Origin of the sequence: Ornithinibacter sp., assembly GCF_035443565.1 — a bacterium.
GTDB lineage: Bacteria > Actinomycetota > Actinomycetes > Actinomycetales > Dermatophilaceae > Fodinibacter.
Genome location: NZ_DAORSO010000301.1, coordinates 1 through 1,824, shown reverse-complemented (window position 1 = coordinate 1,824; position 1,824 = coordinate 1). Strand labels below are relative to the sequence as shown.

Below are 1,824 nucleotides of genomic sequence, written 5' to 3'. Positions count from 1 at the left end.
TGCTACGGAAAAAATATTGGAACTTGGCTTTGAGGCGTTAGGGTTACATAGAATTTATTTAAATGTGTTGTCAGAGAATTTGCGAGCCAATAAATTTTACCAAAAATGCAATTTTATATATGAGGGGGAATTTAAGGAAGCTATCTTGATCCGGGGAGAATTCAAAGATTTGAAATGGTATCGGCTACTTAAAAAAGAATATGAAGACAGAAATAAATAATTCATCGAGTATCTTAAATAGATTTTTTTCAGTGAACTTAAAAGAAGTTATAAAGACCTGAATTATTCATACCACCCCAAATCTTGATATGAACAACTCTATTTCATCTGCAATATTGGATTTTTGGCAGAGCTATTATTTTTTCCCTTTCAAAACGTCTCTTAGAGACGAAAAGAAGCACGGAATGCGATTGTTATTGTGTTTTTGGGCATACTAATCCCTTTGTTCGAACGATTTTTTTAAATTAGCGGGATCTCACCAAGACAAGGATTGAATTTGCCGTAAGATATGAAAAAATTCGTCTTGATAGACATGATGGGTACTGAGTTTTAGCATCATGCGTCTTCCGCTGTGGATCAGTTTCCCGGCAATCTTGAAAAACCGAAGACGAATACTCTGTATCTGTAGGCCTTTGGCCTTTTCTGGGAAAGCTAGTGTACGCATAAAATTGTTGATGTTGTAGGAAAGCAAGCTGACCATCATGCGAACAGCATTCTCCAAGAAATGAGAACTGTCCGTCTTATCGAAGAAGAAACCATTCTTCGCTTCCTTGATGAAATTCTCCATGGTACCTCTCTTCCAATACGTTTGATAGACTTGTTCAGTCGAGACAGCATCGGATAGATTGGTGATAATGAACTCATGGTGAAAAATCAGTTCATCAGCTGCCCTTACGGAACGAATACAAACCCTACGGTCGTGCTTCCAAGTACCTGCTTGGTAGCGAATGGAGTAAAAATACTCTTCCTTCTGACTCCATTCGGTCTCATCCCCAACTTGAACAAACTCTTCCGCCATCTTGAATAAGCGGCGATTTCGCTTGAGTCGAATGACGTACTGATGCTCTTTTTCTTCACAGAGGTCATACAGTTCCGGCGCTGCAAAGCCACTATCTGCGCGAACAAGAATGGTGCTGACTGGAACAGTCTGATTATAGTGTTCAAGAAGCGGATTCAAAAAATCGGCTGCTCCGGTTGAGCAGTATGTGTTTCCGGAACGCAGTTCCGCCTTCAGAAAGTCTTTGGTCAGACCATCGAAGGCAACGAGCGGATGATAACCGGTTGTTTGATAATGTCTGTTGAAGGCCGTTTCTTCTTGGTTGCCGTAGGTGTCACTATAGGTGGAATCCAAATCCAAAACCAGTTCTGTTGCATTACGTTGTATGCGTACCTTATCCAGCATCGCTTGATTGAGCGCTTGTAGCTGCAAAAGCGCATCGGGACTCTCACTAATGCGATCCCAAAAACGCGAAAGCGAAGGTTGTGAAGCCAATGTACTTTTTTCAAGCATCTGCTGGAAGAAAGGATCATGACGTAAGATGTTGGCAGATGCATCGGTATCATAGCCTGCAATTAATTGGAAAATCAGTTGTTCAAGGATGGTTTCATTCGAATGTGTAGGTGAGAGACGGGAGTCTTGAAAATGAAGCTCTTTCTCCATCAACTGTTCGAATCCGATTGAATAAAGGAATTCTTTAACTAAAACGAGACCAGCATCCGTGGAGAGATTACCTCCAGTATTTGTAACCGTCATTTTTTTGTTGAAGTTTAGCGTATTTTCGTGTAAAGTTGCCATTGAGAGAACCCCTTTCTTTGGTTGTTGGT

2 protein-coding genes are annotated in these 1,824 nt (G+C 40.9%); one reads left to right on the top strand and one right to left on the bottom strand.

Annotated elements, in window-relative coordinates; all coding sequences use genetic code 11:
- On the top strand, positions 1-220 hold a 220-nt coding region (locus tag PLL68_RS15930), incomplete at its 5' end, for a GNAT family N-acetyltransferase (RefSeq protein WP_324535347.1).
- Positions 221-475: 255 nt separating this feature from the next.
- Here PLL68_RS15930 and PLL68_RS15925 read toward each other — a convergent pair.
- Entirely contained in the window at positions 476-1,795 is a 1,320-nt protein-coding gene (locus PLL68_RS15925) for an IS1380 family transposase (protein WP_324535349.1), read from the bottom strand.
- Positions 1,796-1,824 lie beyond the last annotated feature (29 nt).